At 59.6% G+C, this 18,421-nt stretch carries 15 protein-coding genes and 4 pseudogenes; 5 read left to right on the forward strand and 14 right to left on the reverse strand.

Annotated elements, in window-relative coordinates:
• Nucleotides 1–455 precede the first annotated feature (455 nt).
• A pseudogene (locus ACTJKF_RS30430) lies at nucleotides 456–955 on the forward strand (SMODS domain-containing nucleotidyltransferase).
• Between the two features lie 154 nt (nucleotides 956–1,109).
• On the opposite strand, the gene ACTJKF_RS30435 reads toward ACTJKF_RS30430, so the two are convergent.
• From ACTJKF_RS30435 to ACTJKF_RS30465, 7 genes are all read right to left on the reverse strand, one after another.
• Nucleotides 1,110–1,334, reverse strand: coding sequence for a hypothetical protein (locus ACTJKF_RS30435; protein WP_440628755.1), 225 nt, complete (start codon nucleotides 1,332–1,334; stop codon nucleotides 1,110–1,112).
• A gap of 20 nt (nucleotides 1,335–1,354) precedes the next feature.
• A complete protein-coding gene (locus ACTJKF_RS30440) occupies nucleotides 1,355–2,701 on the reverse strand; it encodes an HNH endonuclease (protein ID WP_440628757.1) in 1,347 nt (448 codons plus the stop codon).
• A gap of 234 nt (nucleotides 2,702–2,935) precedes the next feature.
• Nucleotides 2,936–3,463 (reverse strand): DUF6527 family protein, encoded by a 528-nt coding sequence (locus tag ACTJKF_RS30445; protein ID WP_440628758.1) that lies wholly within the window; start codon nucleotides 3,461–3,463, stop codon nucleotides 2,936–2,938.
• Nucleotides 3,456–4,976 (reverse strand): hypothetical protein, encoded by a 1,521-nt coding sequence (locus ACTJKF_RS30450; RefSeq protein WP_440628760.1) that lies wholly within the window; start codon nucleotides 4,974–4,976, stop codon nucleotides 3,456–3,458. The genes ACTJKF_RS30445 and ACTJKF_RS30450 overlap by 8 nt, the downstream gene beginning before the upstream one ends.
• A complete protein-coding gene (locus ACTJKF_RS30455; RefSeq protein WP_440628762.1) occupies nucleotides 4,973–6,295 on the reverse strand; it encodes a HesA/MoeB/ThiF family protein in 1,323 nt (440 codons plus the stop codon). Before ACTJKF_RS30455 ends, ACTJKF_RS30450 begins: the two co-directional genes overlap by 4 nt.
• The gene (locus ACTJKF_RS30460; protein ID WP_440628764.1) at nucleotides 6,292–6,678 is read right to left on the reverse strand and encodes an E2/UBC family protein; all 387 of its coding nucleotides are present in this window, start codon (nucleotides 6,676–6,678) and stop codon (nucleotides 6,292–6,294) included. Before ACTJKF_RS30460 ends, ACTJKF_RS30455 begins: the two co-directional genes overlap by 4 nt.
• Complete coding sequence (locus ACTJKF_RS30465; protein WP_440628765.1) at nucleotides 6,675–7,352, reverse strand: multiubiquitin domain-containing protein; 678 nt, start codon at nucleotides 7,350–7,352, stop codon at nucleotides 6,675–6,677. The genes ACTJKF_RS30460 and ACTJKF_RS30465 overlap by 4 nt, the downstream gene beginning before the upstream one ends.
• A 161-nt stretch (nucleotides 7,353–7,513) precedes the next feature.
• On the opposite strand from ACTJKF_RS30465, the gene ACTJKF_RS30470 reads away from it, so the two are divergent.
• Together ACTJKF_RS30470 and ACTJKF_RS30475 are read left to right on the forward strand one after the other, a co-directional pair.
• Nucleotides 7,514–8,407, forward strand: a complete 894-nt coding sequence (locus ACTJKF_RS30470) for a WYL domain-containing protein (RefSeq protein WP_440628767.1) — start codon at nucleotides 7,514–7,516, stop codon at nucleotides 8,405–8,407.
• A gap of 256 nt (nucleotides 8,408–8,663) precedes the next feature.
• Nucleotides 8,664–10,438: pseudogene (locus tag ACTJKF_RS30475) on the forward strand (phage integrase family protein).
• A gap of 69 nt (nucleotides 10,439–10,507) precedes the next feature.
• Here the strand turns inward: ACTJKF_RS30475 and ACTJKF_RS30480 are convergent.
• Nucleotides 10,508–11,026: a hypothetical protein gene (locus ACTJKF_RS30480; protein ID WP_440628768.1), complete on the reverse strand. Its 519-nt coding sequence runs from the start codon at nucleotides 11,024–11,026 to the stop codon at nucleotides 10,508–10,510.
• 658 nt (nucleotides 11,027–11,684) lie between these two features.
• Here ACTJKF_RS30480 and ACTJKF_RS30485 point away from each other — a divergent pair.
• The gene (locus ACTJKF_RS30485) at nucleotides 11,685–11,930 is read left to right on the forward strand and encodes a helix-turn-helix domain-containing protein (RefSeq protein WP_041492845.1); all 246 of its coding nucleotides are present in this window, start codon (nucleotides 11,685–11,687) and stop codon (nucleotides 11,928–11,930) included.
• 566 nt (nucleotides 11,931–12,496) lie between these two features.
• Here ACTJKF_RS30485 and ACTJKF_RS30490 read toward each other — a convergent pair.
• From ACTJKF_RS30490 to ACTJKF_RS30515, 6 genes and pseudogenes are all read right to left on the reverse strand, one after another.
• Nucleotides 12,497–12,656, reverse strand: a pseudogene (locus ACTJKF_RS30490) (universal stress protein); the annotation flags it as partial.
• A gap of 98 nt (nucleotides 12,657–12,754) precedes the next feature.
• Entirely contained in the window at nucleotides 12,755–13,546 is a 792-nt protein-coding gene (locus ACTJKF_RS30495; RefSeq protein WP_440628770.1) for an SDR family NAD(P)-dependent oxidoreductase, read from the reverse strand.
• A 188-nt stretch (nucleotides 13,547–13,734) separates the two neighbouring features.
• Entirely contained in the window at nucleotides 13,735–15,018 is a 1,284-nt protein-coding gene (locus ACTJKF_RS30500) for an acyl-CoA dehydrogenase family protein (protein WP_046548408.1), read from the reverse strand.
• Nucleotides 15,019–15,047: 29 nt separating this feature from the next.
• Nucleotides 15,048–15,467 (reverse strand): GFA family protein, encoded by a 420-nt coding sequence (locus tag ACTJKF_RS30505; protein ID WP_440628777.1) that lies wholly within the window; start codon nucleotides 15,465–15,467, stop codon nucleotides 15,048–15,050.
• Nucleotides 15,468–15,587: 120 nt separating this feature from the next.
• The gene (locus ACTJKF_RS30510) at nucleotides 15,588–16,565 is read right to left on the reverse strand and encodes a quinone oxidoreductase family protein (protein ID WP_085042830.1); all 978 of its coding nucleotides are present in this window, start codon (nucleotides 16,563–16,565) and stop codon (nucleotides 15,588–15,590) included.
• 23 nt (nucleotides 16,566–16,588) lie between these two features.
• Nucleotides 16,589–17,339 (reverse strand): annotated as a pseudogene (locus ACTJKF_RS30515) (SDR family oxidoreductase).
• A 365-nt stretch (nucleotides 17,340–17,704) separates the two neighbouring features.
• On the opposite strand from ACTJKF_RS30515, the gene ACTJKF_RS30520 reads away from it, so the two are divergent.
• On the forward strand, nucleotides 17,705–18,013 hold the full coding sequence (locus tag ACTJKF_RS30520) for a hypothetical protein (RefSeq protein ID WP_440628779.1): 309 nt from the start codon (nucleotides 17,705–17,707) through the stop codon (nucleotides 18,011–18,013).
• Nucleotides 18,014–18,421: the final 408 nt, after the last annotated feature.

The raw sequence follows: 18,421 nt of genomic DNA on the forward strand, positions 1-18,421 counted from the left end.
GCCTGACGCATGCGGGAGCCAGGCCCGCACGCCGGTCCCGGGCGCGGACGATCTGTCTCCCGCGGCGGGGCGCCGCGGCCCGGCGGCTCGTCGTGCGAGCGCGTTCTCGGGCGGTCGATGGGATGATGCGGTTTCGGGCCGGACGCCGGATGGCTTAGACTGACCGATGCAGCCGGCGGCACGACACGGGCTACGCGTTCGGTGCATCCTGCTTGCGAGGGCCGCACCGGCGCGTGGTCCGATACTAGCCCCGCACCATCCGGTCATTTATGAAGTTGTCGAAACCGATTCAGTGATATGTCACCTGAATTGTGTTGCGCGCCATCAGATCCATTAATATTGGATTTTAGGGCGGCATCAAACTCAGTTCGGAGCGTGATCAATCCGACTGCCAAAAATCAACATGTTGCGCATTGACCTCCCGCAAAGCCCTACATATAGTGCGTCATGCACACATGGCGCGGGAGCTAATTGCGGAGGCGCGACACGTGCCCACACTGCAGCAATTCATCGACTTTTTGTCAGAGATTGAGCCCAGCCCGACGACGAAGTCGGTTTGCGTCAGTGCGCACTCGAACCTACGTGCGAAGTTGGAGACACAGGAGACGTATAAAGACATCCACGTCAACACGTACCTCTCCGGCTCCTATGCCCGCGATACGGCACTACGACCGCGTCAAACTGACGGTACGGTACGCCGCCCCGACGTCACGTCATTGTTGTCACAAATCACACGCACTACGACCTGCCGAGCGATATCATCGGTTCACTTCGCAAGGCAGTAAAGTCCCTCGGATACACGGAGGTCGAGGCGAACCGCCGCTCCATTTGCGTGTCCCTAGGTTCAGTGGAGATGGATGTAGTACCAATCATCCCCAGCCCTTGGGAACGGGACGGTTGGCTTATTGCGGACAAGAGCGAGGAGCAGTGGCTGGTCACCAATCCGATGACATAACAGGTGGGCCAGCGCCGTGAATAAGAAGGCCAACGGCAACTTCATTCCTCTTGTGAAACTTGTGAAGTGGTGGGGGCGCGCTAGCGACGAACAGCCACGATCGGCCATTTCTCACTCTTCGCTTCTGCCCCCTACTTGCTAGGACGCTAGTTCCTCAGTCGCGCCAGTCATACTTCGAAATCCCTTCCGCGCGAATTGCAGCGATCGCCTCCTCAACAGCTTTGCGGCATTCGTCAGGCACGTGCACGAGATCCAGGGCAATGCGGTTGAGATAGCATCGCTGGTCCGGTGGCTCTATTGGGCGAGCAATCAAGAATTCGGACGAGCCCGTGCACAGTAAATAGATTTCCTTCTTCGGAGAGAGGTGGTGCATATGCATGTCGTCGATCTTGCGATGGCTCAGTGGGCTGCCCTTTTTCTCCGTTGAGTCGACCGTGTAGAAGCTTCAAGATGGACCTCCTCTCGGGTCTTTCCGTCGAGCTTTGGCAATCTCGGCATCCATCGACGGCAGAACGACCGCTCATCACCGACGAGCACCAACCGCGATCCGATAGCCTGATCCACCGCTAGGTCTGCAATTGAGAATGCGCGCGTCAGCCATGGTCGAAGCTTGGACTTAAGCATCAAAACGCCGTCGCCCCAGGCCGAATCTGTTGCAACTGCACGGCACATGCGCCTTACGTCGTCCGGAATTGAGATATCGCCATCTCCAAAGCACAGCATGTTTTGTTGCATCCCGAAATGTGCAACGATGACGGGAATCTTTAGGCGCCGTCCGACTTTCCCGATGCCAGATTCAATGACGCTGAGCTTCTCGAAACACTCACAAATATCACGCCATTCATGTTCGTCCAATACGTGGTACTTCTTGTGTGCTCCCCGCTCGAGTTTATGCTGCGCCCGGATTATCGTGGCGAATATGTCGCGGAACCACCGTTGCACTTCCGTCCGCAGTGGAAACAACAATCCCCTACGCTCACTCAGCTCATCTGGATCCAGGTAAACACCGTCAATCAGGCCAGCCGCTTGCACCGTCTCTCGAATAAGTCGAAACTCCCCCTCGCGGAATAGCTTCCCCTTTGCCTCATTCAACCAAGGCAAACTTCCATCAGAATCAATCGAGTAGCTACTACCGCCCCTTATCTCCATATGGTTTCGAAGAAGGCCAATAGCCTCTTCCACCGCGTGGTAGGCATCCCATTCGGCACCATCATTCCCAAGCTTACTCTTCATCGCTTCTGCAACGCGAGTGTCCAGTTCCGCTCTTGGGACGACCAGAGCCCCGTGCCAGTCAACCGCTAACGCCCGAATCTCCTTGTCATCGACGCACAGTATGTCTGTACAAATCCTCGGGTCAGCACCGTCCATCTCAATTCGCTTTACGACCGGCCGAAATTTCTCTAGCACCGACTCAAGACGAGATGAAATTACCCTAGCTGACGAATTGAAAGCGCCTTGCAGCATAAGCGCGTCCACAACGAAATTACTCTCTTTTATGTTGCAACGAGGACAACACAGCTTCAGATTGAGCAAATTATCGACATCCAGATATGAAAAGTATTTCTCCATTACCGCTGGATGACTCCGCGCGATTATGTGAGCAACGTGAAAATTGGCCCCTTCAATCTGCCGATGGCAAGTGACGCACTCCCCTTTGTACAGATGAAATACTACCGATCTGCAGTGAGGCTTTCCATAAAATCCGTTGTACTGAACGAATTTCTCCTCGCGAATAACACGACTCATTCAAATCTCCTAAAAACTTCGCCCGACGACACCCATTGACACAAGTCCCAGTATCCGCCGGAACACGCCTCTATTGCTCCAGAGGCCGACTGGGTTCGCCTACGTCGATGCGGAGACGATTGCGCTCAACAAAGCCCTGGGATTTCGCAGGCTCGTCGGAGACGCAAAGCGGCGAACGATGCCGCTCGCTAAAGTTGTGTCGCCCCCGCGACGTGCGCGGGGACGATCTGAGCTTCACTTCTTCGCGGTAAGCCTGAAAAGGCCGCGCTGTTTCCGTTGCCCTTCCTCGAGAAAACCTCTTCGTGCGAGCTGGATGCAAGCACGATTCACATCCCATGGCACTTCTTCCAAGGCCTCGGCTAGTGTTGTGAAGTGCTGCCAATCATCCGTGCACACGGGAAGCACACGCCGGCGCAATTCGATCTCGTCTTCGACAACAACCTCTTCGCCATCGTCTGAGCCGTCGCACCAAAGGATAGTGTGATGCCAGATGATGAAGTGGCTCTTGCAACCCGTGTCGCGCCAAACCGACGGAAACACTGACAGCTGATTGCGCTTTCGGTAGTGGCGCCATGCTTTGTCTGTACGCGGATCAAGATTGATCGTGAGCGTTTCGCCACAACCATCGGGGCATGCTAGTACCAATGAACGAGGCACGCCCCGGTCCACAAGCACGAAATCTCCCGGCCTTTCCAGTAACGCATCTGCCGCATGCCGGTGCGTGACGGTCCCTCGGTCGCGAACTCGTAGTGCCTTAGTCACGATGCCTCTTCCTGATAATTTCTTCGATAAGCTTCGCGCCGAGTTCCAATGCGACGACACGACGGCCCCTGTCTGCATTGGATACAGCCTGAAATTTGCACCAACGCCACATCGCCACAACTAGTGCAATCGGATACTCGAAACTATCGCTCTGCTCATAAATACCGAATGCCCTGATACGCTGGAGACACCCAAAAAGCCATGAGTCCGGTTTCGGTTCGAGTTCTGCGTGGGCGCAGCTGCTCAATATCGCGTCTAGAGTGTAGTACGGAGCTATTTCATTCCTCCATACTGACTGATCAAAGACATCTGGTCCGTCCTCGGAACCTCGATAAGTGAAGACGAGGGCAACTTCGAGCATCGCGACGTCAAAGCAGAGCGGCGCGCCCATCCCCACTTCGGTATCTCCCTTAACGGCACCGAGGTCAATCAGGATTGCGTCATCTCCTCGTACCCGCACGTTATCGCCATGCAGGTCGCCATGTATTGTCGCGACACGATGCGGAAATTTAATATCCTTTAAAGACTGCCACAACGCCAACGGATCGATCTTCTCCCGTTGGATGGGTTCCGAGTCAAGATACTCATGCTGAATCTCTTGAGGGGAGACCATCCTCAACCGCTCTGCAGCAGTGACGAGCGGCTCATCTGGCATGATGGTCTGTCTTGCCCGATCCCGCCATCGATGCAGCGTCCGGTTGAAGAGGTTCGAAATAGCAGCCTCGGCGCGCCCAGCGCGCGCCGCGTCAAGCAGGGACTCTGATTTGTCCACGAAATCGGCAACATACACCGCCTTATGGAACCCTTCGACGAATCTTTCAAGGTTTGGCCGCAATTCAAACGGGACAAACGGAGAGACCACCTCCATCGCGCGAACCTCTTTGCCCAGCAGTTCGCGCTTGTTGATTTTCACAAGTCGAGGCTGCGTCCAGTGGGCAACCGAGCTCTCAGCTTCGAGGCGTTTCTCGTACGCCATGAACACCTTCGAACCGGAGAAACCTGGAGCGATTTTGCGCAAGTGTATTTCCTGCGCCTTTGGGAACGCCCGGTCGACAAGGCGCCGCTCTTCCTCCGTCAGTTTTTCCTCCGGGCCGATCTCCTTAATGTGGCAGCCCGTCCACTTCGGTCCACGTTCGAATCGAATGATATGGTCGAAATGTATCCCTTTGAGGTTGGGCGCGAAGCGAACCTCTCTGTCCCACGGATAAACGGGGCTCACCTGCATGAGAGTCTGCTCGCGAATCCGCAGTCTTTCGGCCCGGTCCTCCGCCAGGAACACAATGCGGATGCCGTGATCGATGAACCTCGGAATCAGCTTGCAGAGCGCCGCCATCTCGTTCGAGTCTGCTGATAGCTCGTTGGCGACGACGACCGATGTCGTGCCGAGCAATGGGTCTTTAACAGACTCGGACGGCGGGTTCTCCATGATCTGGAGGCCGCGAATCTCTAGCTTCTCCCGCGTGCCAGGCAGTGGCGCAACGCCATACCAGATGAGGTTGGTTGCAGTGCTCACCGGTCCTCCGAAGGAAGAAAGGTCAGACGACGCGAATCGCCCGCACCAACAACACCATCCGCACCGCAAATGCCACAATCCAGTTGCGGTGAGGTTCTCAGCACTCGGACGGTGCCGGTTACTGCGTCGTATGACTGCCAACGCGCGCGGGCGGGAATCGCAGTGAATGCGCCGAGAAGCATCGTCACGGCCAATGACACGATCGCGCCGTTCAGTGATATCACCGCAGGCTGTTTCACGCCACCCTCGTTGAAATACGGATCAGCGGCGCGCTGTGCATCCGTCATCAGCTCTTCGCGGATACGTCGCGGGTCGAGTGCGTTGCTGCACATGAGGCAAGGCAACCCGGGCGCGAGCATTTGCGTGCGCCCGGTCATCGCCTGGATCTTGCCGTCGTGCGCATTGATGCCGACACCAACGTCAATGGCAGGCACGAGGTATTGATAGGAAAACTCGGAAACAAACGCCCGGCTCGAATGGGAATCGGTGCAAATGAAGATGCAGTCGGCTTTTCGCAGCAGCGCCGACGCCTCGCCGGAGATAACTGAGCCGATATAACAGCTGACGCGCGCGTTGGGATTGATGTGTTCTATCATCTGCGCCGCCACATCGACCTTTTTGCGGCCCACCGACTGCTCCATGGTTCCGACCACGCGATTCAGATTGGTTCTCTCGACCACGTCGGCATCGACGAGCACGAAGGAGCCCACGCCCAGATGCGCGAGTTGCTGCGCGGCGACTGACCCGGTCCCGCCGAGGCCGACAATTGCGACTGTCATAGAGCTGAGAATCGCCTGGCCTTCCTCGCCGAATGCTCGCATCTGGCGGTCATAGCGTTCGTCCTGCTGGATTTCACCCGCACGGCCAGGGAGCAGCACCTCCGCGCCGACGATGCGTACATTGACGCGCTCGGCTGCGCCGAACGTCCGTGCGATAACTTGGCCGTCGCAAAGCACAACTGAAAAGCACTCATGCGCTGGGTTGCGATCGCACATGAACCCCTGTAGACCGACTTCAGTCTCGTCATCGACGGGGGAAAAATCGTTGTAGCCCGAGGGATGAGTATGCAGAAGCGCGAGCGAAAATCCCCTCTCACGTGCACGCCTCGTCACGCGCGTGAGGAATTGCGGCGCAAACGTGATCTCGCTAGCCGAGGCGTGCAAACAGTCCTCGGGCTGAGCGAGTTCGACCTCTCTAACCAGGTAGCGGTCCCCGTCGAGGTCACGCGTCAGATAGAGGACCGCTCCGCGCTCGACAGCAGCGCCCAGAGACTCATTGAGATAATGCAGCGTCGGTGCACTGATGACGAGTTCGCTCATTGCACCGCCTTAAAACGATTGAGGATAACGTTCACGTACGTCGTCAGCGTGCACTTCGACGCGTTCCACGACTGGTTGACGTGCCACGAAAACCACAATGTGTTCGCGTCGAGTTGTCCCGGCATCGTTTGCCCGATGTTCGCGTTCTGCGGCATCGCACCGTTCTTCAAGCGCAGCGAGCTGTCGGCCCAGAAGCAGTCCGGTGCCGCATACGGGTAGCCATTCGGAACGATGAATCGCACTTCTGTGCGAACCTGCGACCAGCCGTCGGGCAACGGCACCTGCGGAATTCGCACCAAGAACATGCCCCCACCCACCGACGTGAGCGTTGCCCCGGGGTACACCCGTTGCACGTCGGCGAATTGTTCCTCGACGCTCTTCATGCGTCACCAAACGTTGCCGGGGGGACGATGGCAAAGTGCGCCGGGGTTGCGCGCCCTTTGAACTCAACCACGGTTGCCGCGTGAATCACCTCATCCGGCTCAGAACCCTCGCCCTCGAGCACAAGCGAATTCGCCGGATCCCAACCCGGAATCATCGCGGTGATCTGAGCCCCGGTCAGACGTTCGTGTTCGGTCTTGTACTCGACGCCGTCGACAAAGAAGATATAGACCGACGGCGGCGGGCGCTTGTGCGTGCGCAGGTGTTCGATACCTTGCTTGCCCAGTTCAAAGACGTCGCTCGACTTCAGGACTTCGTTGCCGGCTTCGTCGCGAATCCACACCAAGTCATTGTCTTCCGACACGTTGGCGAGAGAGCGGATCTGGTCGACGCGAATCGTTTGTTCGCCCCAAAAGACCGAATGCTCGTTCACCGTGAATTCGAACGCTTCACCGCCTTCGAACGCGAAAAATTCGGCGTGCCCGTCGCCGACATCCAGAACGTCGTCCGATGCCACCACGCGCGAACCGAACTTGGTCCGCTGGATCAGCAGGTAGTCGTCAGCCGGCTCATACCCGGCGTCCGCCAAAATCTGCGCGCTGGTCGGCGTCGGGTCATTCACGCTCGCCGATTTCCCATTAATCAGATACTTAAAATCTCGATTTGCTTCAGCCATGTTGGTCACCTCGGATATGGAACGGCTACGCCCCCCGTCTACCCCGTACCACCCATGCTGCCAGCACAGGTTTTACCCTACAGCGGACTTCGACAGGTACAATTTCATGATACAGCAAACAAACACGATGGATCAAGTTTCTTTACGTATCGAGGAATGGCATGAGCGAAGCATCTCCCAAGAAGCGTTGGGGAATCGAACAACGCCTTGAATTTATTGACTTTACGGCGTACTGGCAGGGTTCGATAAATAGGTCTCATATCGTCGACCACTTCGGTGTGTCGGCTCAGCAGGCGTCGAATGATCTGACCGCATACCAAAAAACCGCCCCCGAGAACCTACGTTACGACCTCAGCTCCAAGCGCTACCTCGCCGCCGAAAGCTTTCATTGCGCCTTCATAAAGCCAGACGCCGAACGCTATCTCGCACAGTTGGGAGCCTTGACGGCGAACACCGTAGACAAGGAAGAAACGTGGCTAGGTGACGCCCCCGTCACGGCCTCGTTACCCATACCGTCTCGACGCGTTGACGCACCTTTGCTGCGGGCCGTGCTGAAAGCGATCCGGACGAATCAATCTCTCGAGATCGAATATCTGTCGCTCAGCAGCGCTGGCCCGACCGCCGTCTGGCGTCGCATTACGCCGCACGCATTTGCATCCGACGGATTCAGGTGGCACATGCGAGCGTTTTGCCACCGCGACAATCGATTCAAGGATTTCCTGCTGTCTCGATGCCGCGATGCGCGTGACGAGCAGGCCCCAGGCGCGGACGCCGCAGACGACAAGCTGTGGCACACAAACTTTGCTGTTGAACTCGTGCCGAACCCTCGTCTGACTGAGTGGGAGCAGAAAGCAATCGAGCTCGACTACGGCATGTTCAACGGACGCGTGGTTCTGCAGGTACGCATGGCGATGCTCTATTACTTCGACAAACGAATGCGAAACGAATTTGCGCTACGAGGACCAATCACGTTGACTGATGACCCTAAACAAACGCCAGTTGTCATTGCAAATTTTGAAGAATATGAAAAGGCGAAAGCTTCAGTCGGTGCATAGCTGGCATCGAATAAGGTGTAGAAGTCGCGCGCTTCGCGCTCGTCGACCACACCGACTAGCCATCGGCAAGCACTGACGACCTAATTGGGTGCCTGGATGGCACTCAATCTACCGAACGAGCGCACCGAGACTGGTTAAAGCACCATGCCAAGACCGATAGCGACTGAGCGACACGTCTCGCGGTCGATGCTCAAGCAAGTCTCTTGCGATAAATAGTCTTATCGCGAGGACTCTACGAGCGACCTAAACTGTTCCCATGAAAACCACCTCTGTCCCGGCCACCGGGCAGTGGAACAGGCGGTCCTGCGGAACGCCCGCCACCCCGCCCGACCTCCCCACCCTGGCGTCGCTGGCCGCCCTGCGCGCCTGGCACGCCGGACTCACCGCCCGCGCGGCCGTCGAGCGCTACCTGCCGCACCGAAAGGCCGATGGCCAGTCATCGCGTGGCCTCCTGGGTCGCATCCGTCGCTAGCTCGTCGCGTGTGCGACGGCTCGCCAGCGAGACGACCTGATCCCGCTTTTCACGCACCCGGCCGCGAACCGCACCCACCATGCGGCACAGGTTGTCACCGCGCTCGACGTCCTGCGGACTACCCCCATCCCGGCGCCACAGCCAACCGACCCGGCGGCCCGCTGGCTGCCGCCGCGCATCGTGCGTGCACTGGCAGCCGCCGGCGTCGACTCATGCGCCGACCTGCTGGTTCGGATGGCCCACCGCCAAGGCTGATGGCGCCCGATCTCGGGACTGGGGCGCCAGGGTGCGCACCGCGTCGCCGCCTTCGTCGCCGCGCACCCCGACCTGACCCGGCGCGCCGCCGCGCTGATGCCGTACGCGGCCGCCGCGGCGCAGTTGGTCCCGCGCGGGTCGCTGGACGCCCTGCCCGCCGCCCTCGATGGCTCCCGTGGCCGCTTCCGGGCCCCGCGCGACAGCTGTGGCCTCGCCGCCGCCAACGACTACCAGGCCATCGCAGCGTGGCTCGCGCTGCACGAGTCGCCCCACACCGCCCGCGCGTACCGGCGCGAGGCCGAACGGCTGCTGCTGTGGGCGATCGTGGCGCGCCGCGCGCCGCTGTCGTCGCTCACCACCGACGATGCGATCGCCTATCGCGCCTTCCTGCGCCATCCGACGCCCGCCGCACGCTGGACCGGGCCGCCGCGCCCGCCTGGCGCCCATTCGCGGGAGGCCTCACGCCACGGTCGGCCGCCTACGCGCTGGCGGTGCTGCGCGCCCTCTACGGGTGGCTCGTGGACCAGCACTATGTGGTGCTCAACCCGTTTGCGGGGGTGACGGTGCGCGGCGGCGCAGTCCGTGCGCCATTTGATACCGGACGCGCATTGACTGGCCGGGAGTGGAAAATCGTTAGGGCCACGGCCGACTCGCTCGAGCGGGCCGGCTGGACCGCACCGGCTGCAGAGCGGCTGCGTTTCGTGCTGGATTTCGGCGTCGCGACAGGATTACGGGCGCAGGAGCTGGTGGCCGCAACGCTGGGCGACATCACGGCGGACGCCCGCGGCGCGTTATGGCTGGAGGTAATGGGAAAAGGGGCAAAATCGGGGCGCGTGGCCCTGCCGCCCCTTGCGCGGGACGCGCTGCGACGCGCGCTGAAGGCGCGCGGCTTGCCGATCAGACGCACCCGCTGGCAGCCGGCCACCCCGTTGGTCGCCGACCTCAATGTGGCACATCGCGCAGCACGTCCTGGTGGCACCCCCACCAGTGCGGCACGGTTGCGGCAAGTATTAGGTGAGTTTTTTCGGGAGACCGCAGAGCGCGTGAACGCGCGCCGTCCAGCGCTGGCCGACAAGTTGCAGCGGGCGAGCCCGCACTGGTTGCGCCATACCCACGCCACGCATGCGCTGGACGCCGGCGTCGAACTGGTTGTCGTACGGGACAATCTGCGCCATGCATCGGTGGCGACGACGTCGACCTATCTGCATGGCGAAGAGGCAAAACGCACGCGCCAGGTCAGCGCGGCCTTCCAACGCCAGGTATGCCGATCGCCTCGTCGAGACGCGTCTGGCGCAACCAGATAACCGCTCAAAACATCCGAATCCGGACGTGGTTAGCGGGTAGGGCCTATTGCAGCTTCGATTGAGGTGCGCTTAACCAATATAGGCTTGCGCGGTTGCTCGAGCATCATGCAGTGCGTGATGCTCGCCACCGTGCCGGGCATAGTAGGCAGCCCGCCGGGCAGCATCGATTTGTCCTTGAACGTTCTCGAGCGTCCAACCATCGGGCAACGCGTCATCCAATAGGAGGCGCAGCAGGCTCAAGTCCGCCTCCAAGTCGTAGCAAAGCACCGGTTTCGAAGTAGCCGAGATACCGTCGATCCAGGCCCGCAACGCCTGACGAAATTGATCAAATGGCATCGCGCGCGCGTTGAATCGGCCGAGTTGGGGCAGCACCACGGCCCGAACGAAGGCGCTACAGCGCGCTGCATCATAGTCAGTGCACTCGCCGTAAAACTCGGATCCGTTCTCCCCAACGATGGCGAGACTAATGAGTTGGGGTGCCTCGAAATCCGTGAATTCGATATCGACGAAGAAACGATTTCCCCAACTGCTACGGCCGTTGGACGGTACCGACCAAGTCGGTCCGTTGCGGAAGCGGCTATCCGTCATAGTTGCTCAACCGGGGCGCATTCACCAAATAGCACCTGGATTCCCGCCCTACTAGGAGAGCGGAAGCCGCTCGCACGGCCTGTTCATCTGAACACAACGCCCCACTCGGTCCTTACGCAGGGCACGAGTGCGACCGATGTGCTTGCCATACCCGCCTTCCGCGGGCGTAGCGCGTCGCGAATCCACTTGGCACGGAAAACTTTCGGCCCGTCACGGTCGTGAACTGCGTCACCGTCAGCAGTGTGCGATCGTCCTCGCTGAGTTCGGTCGCCCCAACTCGGATCTCGCTCAATGGATCCAGATACCAGTCATCTACTTGACGCGCGCGGCGAGTACTCACCACTGCCGCTCCTCGCAGCACATTACTACCGCCAAGAAACTGCTTCAGCGATGCCGCTCCGGATGTGAGATCCGTCCAGATCACGCAGGGAACCCCACGCGCTCGCTTTTCGGACACCCGTAAAACCAGTAAGTCGCCAGGTGTCCACTGCTCCATCACAGCCCATACAGTTGCACCGGCCATCGCCGACTGAAGCGGTAGACGATTCCCATCCTGAATCAAAAACATATGCCTTGCAGCTAGAGAAACTGGCCGCACCCGAGAAAATGGGTCGTAAATGCCGTGGCCAAACGAGCATCATACCGCGACCATCATCGGATGCAAAGGGTATCTGGCAAACGGGACGACGCAGGACATCTGGCCGCGATTGGCGCGACGGTCCGCGCTCGCCGGCTGGAGTTTGGCGTCTCGCAGGAAGCCCTTGCCCTTCTCACAGGAATCGATCGAAGTCACATGGGCCGCATCGAAAGAGGCCAGCGCAATTTGACCATCCTCAACCTCATCCGAATCGCTGACGCGCTGAATATTTCGCCATCAAAGCTTCTGAAAAGCTCTGGCCTCTAAAGTAGTAGTGTTTTGCGCGCGGGCCATGACACCCTGAATTGCAGCACGTAGTTGCGAAGGCACGGTCGGATGGCAAATACAATTATGCCAAATTACATAGAAGTTCGAAGTATACGTGCGTCGATCACGTGAACTCCAATGCTGCCCGGCTCGTCGGCCCTAATCCTACTCGAACACGCGACGAGCGTCCCCGGGTCGTCCTTGAACACGACGATGTGGGCCGCTTGCCCGTCAGCTTGCCTGCGCAACTTCGGCATGAATCCGCTCGACCTCCTCGCGCGTGCACAGCGCCGTGCCGGGATGCTCGACCGAAGCAACCGAGGCCACCAGCGCCCGGACCATGCTGCCGACGAAAAACTGTCGCCGGCAGCCGTACTGCAGCCCGCAACCGGCCTGCCGAGCAGTCGCAGCATGCAGTCGCGCGTGACAACTCATGCGCCACGCGCACCGAGCGTCAGCGCGACTATGTCGGCGCGGCCGCACGCGACGAGCTCGTTTGCCTTACGGCATGCCGACGTGTCGTGGAGCGGCTAGCCAGCGCACTCAGTTTGTCGAGACTAGCATTCTCCCGTGTACGGCACGAACAGCACCGGGCGACCGGCGGACAACACGAGGTTCTCCGGAAAAGTGGTCGTCGATATAGGTCTCGGGACCGTTCGGGTCGGTGTGGCCGGTGATCACGCGATCGACAAGACGTGCGGCGCGCGGGACGGCTGCATTGGCGCGCTCATTGCGCTTCCCGCCCCGCTTTTCATGCCCCCGGTCCGGTCCGCCGCCGCCTTCGTAGCGCCCGAACCACCACGCACGGCCATCCGCGTTGCTCTTCACTGAGCGCTGGCTCCGCCATCCAGAACCAACTCGGCCCCATTCATCCAGCGGCTTGAAGCCACGAAACAAACTGCATCCGCGACATCCTTTGGCTTTCCGAATCCCATAGGATGAGTGCTTGCCAGGAGGGATTCCGCTACGTGCTCGTCCGGAGCCAATCCCGAGTCCACAAGGCTTTTGACAACGGATTTTCCCATCCCCCCTTCGACGACAGCCGGGTGAATCGAATTAACTCGAATACCATAACCAAGGTGCGCACATTCAATGGCGGCGGCTTTGGTCAAGAGGCGAACGCCGCCCTTAGCGGCACAATATGCACTCAAACCAAACGTACCGACGATACCGGCCAGTGACGAGATATTTATGATGCTGCCGCCGTGCCCGCTACTACCGCCTGGTTTCATCACTCGAATCGCCCACTTTGTGCCGAGGAACGTTCCTTCCAGATTCACCTTCTGAACGCGCTGGAATTGCTCAACGGTGAGATTCTCGAGAAGCGAAAAAGCTTCTATCCCGGCGTTGTTCACTACGAGGTCCAGACGACCGTGCGTCTCAACGGCGAATTGGACAACTCGCTGCCAGTCAGGCTCGCTCACTACATCATGTTTGACGAATTGCGCCCCTTGAATAGCTCGTGCAGTCGTTCGGCCCAAGTCCTCCAGGACATCCGACACGATTACTCTTGCGCCTTGGCGCGCCAGAGTAGTCGCGATCTCCACACCAAGACCTTGTGCGGAACCAGTTACCAACGCCACCTTGCCATTTAAATCAAGAATCGGCTGATCCATCACACTCACTCCAACAGTTCGGGTAGTTTGCCCTGGCGCACCTGTCCGCCACGCCCGTCGCCTACCTGACCTTCGGGCGGCTTTCGCGTCGCGGCGGGGCAGGAAAGCGCGCAGGAAGAAATAGGCGCGTTCGTTTTCATCCCCGCGAATCGGGGAATTCGCGAAGTTGTACGCGACATTTCGACGGATCAGGGATTGCTCCAACCCTCCGCATAGAGCTGCTGACAAAGAAGCCCAAGGCGCATGGTCACCGTGTAGCTCTCGCCATCCCCGATAAGGGAGGGACGGGTGTCGCGGAACAGCTTCTCGATGGGATATTCGCGTGTCGTGCCCACCGCGCCGAAAAGCTGAAGCGCCTCGTGGACCACTTTCATCGCCTCTTCGGTTACCGTCACCTTGTTCGCTGCAGTGACATAGGGGTGGACCCGCTCCGAAAGGCGTGCAAACGCGAGTGAGCGCCGAGCCGTCGCGCGGGCCAGTTCAATCCGGCGCAGCATGTCGCCGAGACGATAACGGGTCAGCTGATGATCGATCAGCAGCCTTCCGCCCTGTTTGCGTTCATGGCAGTACTGCAGCGCCATCTCGAACGCCGCGCGGGCAACGCCCACGAATATCGGCGACGTGTGTGCTCCGGCGTAAGACCACACGGAAGCAAAATTGCCGTAGTACTCGTCTTTCAACGCGACGGCGAAACGTTTCGGAACACGAACGTTGTCGAAATAGATTTCCCCTTGAGGAAGCGCGCGAAGGCCGATTTTTTCAAGCGGCTTGCCGCGCGAGACCCCGGGAAGGTCGAGAGGGATGATCACCCCGACACCGTGCGGCAGGCCGTTCTTGTCGAGCCGTCCATCGCCATAGTCCGCGCCCATATAGGCGATCGCCACTTGCGCAACGGCGCCGTTGGATACCCAGGCCGAGCTTTGTCCGTTGATCACGATCTCGTCGTCGCCCACCTTCGCCCACAGGTTGCCTTGATTACCCGGCGTGCCTTGCGGCCAATCGCGTTCGATGTCGAACACCTGGAAGTCACTGCCCCGGTCGGGCTGCGTTCCAATCCAGCACCCGATGCGGCCGGCGCACAGCTCGACCAGTTCCTGCTTGCCGGCCGTAACAGCCAGTTGCATAGGGAAGTTGGCGATCCCCAGCGACAGAGCAAGACCGCTGTCGCCCCATCCGAGCTCCTCGGCGATCATCGATTCCATGCGCAACGCCGTCTCGGCGGGCAGCGAAGCGAACAGCGCGGGATCTACGCCGAGCTTCGCGAACTCTGTAAAGACCGAGTAAAAGGGCGATCCTGGAGCAATGGCCTGCTCCGCGGTCATCTTGTCCAGCTCCGTGCCCGTTGGGCGGAGGACTTCCTTGGCAAACCGATGAAGCGTTTCCTGAACGGCGCGCTCCTCCTCGGACAGCGGCGTTTCGAAACCGGTCAGGCAAACGTCCGGCAAGTTCAGTTCAGTTTTCAGTCGCAGCACGTTCGTCTCCTTTGGATTTAAGCAACGCGTTATGAGTTGGGCAGGCCTTTGGCATATTTCGCCAGCGCCGGATCCATGAAGTCCCACGGCTGAGCACTGGTGGTGTAGAAGTCCATCGAGGGCGAGTACTGGCTAGGATCATCGAGACTGCCGCAGAAAATCAGCACAATCTCGGGCTTCTCCGCGATCCTTCCAAGGATGGGCGATCCGCAATCGGGGCAAAAGCCTCGCTCCACGTCGTGACCGAGATCACTCTTCACCCCGTGATATCGAGGCTCGCCCGATACGATCCGAAACGCGGGAGCCGGCACGATCCGCACCGAGGCGTAAGCACTGCCGGTTGCACGTTGACAGTCACAGCAATGGCAGTTCAATGAGAAAATCGGCTCGGCCGAGCACTCGTAGCGAATCGCCTTGCAGGCGCACCCTCCACTGAATGAAATACTCATGTACAACTCCTCTTCGGTTGTTGAGCGGAGGATGCCTAACGACCCTCCGACGCAGTTTGTCCAGCGTAATGCGCGTGGGCGTTTGCTCGACTTAGCTCAAGTTTGCTGCCACACCGGGCATCACGGTTTCAAGATCAGCTTGCCCGTTGATCGGCGAGATTCAAGTAACGCATGTGCGTGAGCCGCCTCGGAAAGAGGGAAACACCCGCCGATCGGCACCGTGATCTGCCCGGACTCGACCCATCCCATCAGGCGGGAGAACTGTCGTTTCATTCGCTCGGCGTCAGCGAGGTGCACCCCAAGATAGAAGCCGCAGACACCGAGGTTGCCCCCAAGCAGGTGGGCCGCATCCACGAGCATCGGCTCGTTGGAAGCCGCGCCGTACGCGACGATGCGCCCGGAAGGCCTGAGAAGAGCCAGCTCGCGAGCGAGTGCCTCGCCGCCCTGGACATGGAGGATGAGATCGAAGCCTTCGTTGTTCGTGAGGGCACGCGCCGCCTCTTCCCAGCCCGGCTCCGTATAGTTGACCGTGCCAGTCGCGCCTAGCTCACGGGCGAGTTCGCCCTTGTCCGGGGAACTCACCGCGCCGATGACATGACGGGCACCGAGCAATCGCGCAATTTGCACCGCCAATCCACCTACGCCGCCGGCCGCGCCTTCGACGAGCACGTTACGGCCCGTCACGGGACCGCCGACGTCGTCAAGCACCAGCAGCGCGGTCATGCCTTGCACGAAAATGGCCGCCGCAATGGATGAGTCGGCATCTTCCGGAATCGGAATCGCACTACGCGCTTCGACAATGACGTACTCGGCATAGCCGCCGTGATCGAACAGGCCGATAAGCCTCGAACCCGGCTGCCAGCCGGTCACTCCATCGCCAACGGACACGACGGTTCCACATATCTCGCTTCCCAGTACGATCGGAAGGGGTGTTGGGGCGGGATAAAATGCACCTCGGCGACGGACTGTATCGGCAAAATTGACGCCGGCGGCGTCCACCTTGACCAGTAGTTCTCCAACACGAGGCTTGGGCGCCTCGATGTCGACCAGCGTGAGCACCTCCGGTCCACCGGTACGTGCGATTTGTATTGCCTTCATTATCTGTATCTCCTCTCGTCAAACTAGAGCACGGCAGTCGCGCCGCCATCTACTGCAAGGATTTGCCCCGTGATGTGCTTGCCGGCATCCGATGCGAACAATGCGACCGCCCCCTTCAGATCTTCGCTGTCGCCGATACGACGCAACGACACTTCCGCGGCGACGCTATCGGCGCCCAACTTGTTGAGCAACCCGCGCGTCATGTTCGAGGGGAAAAAGCCCGGGGCGATCGCATTGACGGTAATCCCGCGCCGTTCCCACTCGCCCGCCAGCGCCCGAGTGAAATTCACGACGCCCCTCCTTGCTCGCGTTGTGGGCAATCGTGCTCATGGCGTCGGGCGAATTACCTCTGAGCCCAGCGATCGATGCGATGTCGACAATTCGGCCATACCCGCGCGGGATCATCGATCACTTGCCGATTTGCTGGGTAAGCAGGAAGAGGCCTCGGATGCTGAGGTCCATCACCTTGTCCGATGCGTCGAAGGGATGATCCTCCGCCGGCGCACTCCACACTGCACCCGCATTGCTTACGAGGATATCGACGTGTCCCAATCTAGCGAGCGTCTCGTTGGCCAAGCGATGAATATCTATCTTGACCGCACCGTCCGCTGCGATGAAATCCGCTTCGATGCCCAGCGAATTCAAGTGCGCCTGCGCCTCTTGCAATTCGCCGATTTCTCGAGCCGAGAGCACAACGCGCGCACCCAGTTCGCCGAGCGACTCGGCGAACTTCAAACTGAGGCCGCGCGAGCCGCCAGTAGATCGTGGGAATATGTTTCTTGTGAGCGATGAAAAGCCACGACCGCCCGAAGATGCGGTCCAGTTCCTGCTCGTAGATACCTTGGTAGGAGTAGACCAGGGGATCGATCGCCCCCGCCTCTTCGTCGAACAGCGCAGAAGCAGGATAGCCTTGCATGGTGGTATCAGGCACTTGCGTCTCCTAGATAGTTGCCCATGGCGAAGCATCGGCTCTTATAGCGGTATGCGGCCGTTGGTGTAAGCATCGCGCGCATTTCCGTTACTAGAACAATAGGCGTTCGCAGACTGTCCACCTTTGCTCACAGCGCGGAAAAGCTTTGCTTGTCGGGCAGCGACATCCTCGGATCACGTGGCGATGCTTCGCGGGGCAGCATCGATGGATGGCGCTCGCATTGTCCGCGGCGCCGCGCGCCTCGAGTCATCGAGACGGCCAGCCGAACCGGCCGAACGGTCGCACCGGGACAACGGTGTCTGCAAGCTCGGCATGCACGGACGCGTGCGGCTTGTCGCGAATCATCGATTCAATCCGGGCTGCTTGCGTGCGCCACCGGACGATCGTCGGGCAGGCCGGAATCGGCAAGCTGAACCGGCTCATCAAGCTCGAGGGCAGCCGGTTGAAGATCTCTCCCGACACGCGGGAATGGACCGACGAAGTTCCACCGCTAGCAGGCATCGGCGCATTCAGTTAACGACGATTGCTCGCCTCCTCGGCAGCAGCAGAATTCACCGCACCCCAACCGGGTTGTACGAGGCAATCGCCGTTCGGCTGGGTCAAGTTTCTGGAAATTGAAGGTGCGACGACGCGACCCCAGTGAAATGCGAGCACACCAAGGCGTTGAGCGATGAGGTCAAGGATGTGCGCCGCGCCACGAGATTCTCAAGCTAGCGATCGCACTATTTAGCTTGACAGCACTCGACCGCCGTATCAAACCCTGACGTCAAGTGTCAGCTTTTTTTCGCAGTCTCACGCCGGCAAAGCCGGCGTTTTCTGCAGGACGAAACCAGACGGAATTTACAGCGCCTTCTTCAGCAGACGGCCCATTTCCGACGGGTTGCGCGTGACGGTGATGCCGCACGCTTCCATGATTTCCAGCTTC

Source organism: Burkholderia sp. 22313, assembly GCF_052045245.1.
In the GTDB taxonomy this organism is placed as follows: Bacteria; Pseudomonadota; Gammaproteobacteria; order Burkholderiales; family Burkholderiaceae; genus Burkholderia.